Origin of the sequence: Pseudoalteromonas sp. SIMBA_162 (assembly GCF_046535955.1) — a bacterium.
GTDB classification, from domain to species: Bacteria; Pseudomonadota; Gammaproteobacteria; order Enterobacterales; family Alteromonadaceae; genus Pseudoalteromonas; species Pseudoalteromonas marina.
On sequence record NZ_JAWJBQ010000089.1, the window covers coordinates 1 to 425 of the forward strand.

At 59.5% G+C, this 425-nt stretch carries 1 pseudogene; it reads left to right on the plus strand.

What is annotated here, in order from left to right:
• Positions 1-125: 125 nt before the first annotated feature.
• Positions 126-425: pseudogene (locus R0J88_RS18835) on the plus strand (hypothetical protein); the annotation flags it as partial.

Here is a 425-nt window from a genome sequence, read left to right on the forward strand (position 1 = left end):
CAACCCCAACGCATCAACGCCAGACAACTGTGTATGGTGCGTGAGACTGCTACAATGCCCGCTCGACCCCCTGCGGGGAGGTCGTTCAGGGAGCAGAGTGTACATGAATCGGGAGTGCTTCATTGATGAGCCTGTTCGCAAACGTCCGGCGCACGGCATTCGTTGCCCTGTGTCTTGCCATGGCCGGCCCTGCCAGTGCCGCGGTCACCCCTACTGACGCCGATGCACAGGCTGCTCGCGAAGTTGCCGAGTCTTTGCGCTATGGGCACTACGAAGATGTGACCCTGGATGACCACTGGGCCAACCGCGCCTTTACGCAATACCTCAAGACTCTCGACCCCCAGAAAGCCTATCTGCTGGATGCGGACATCAGCGAGTTCAGCGACCTGCGTCACGATTTCGACGACGCCATGGTCGATGGTGAT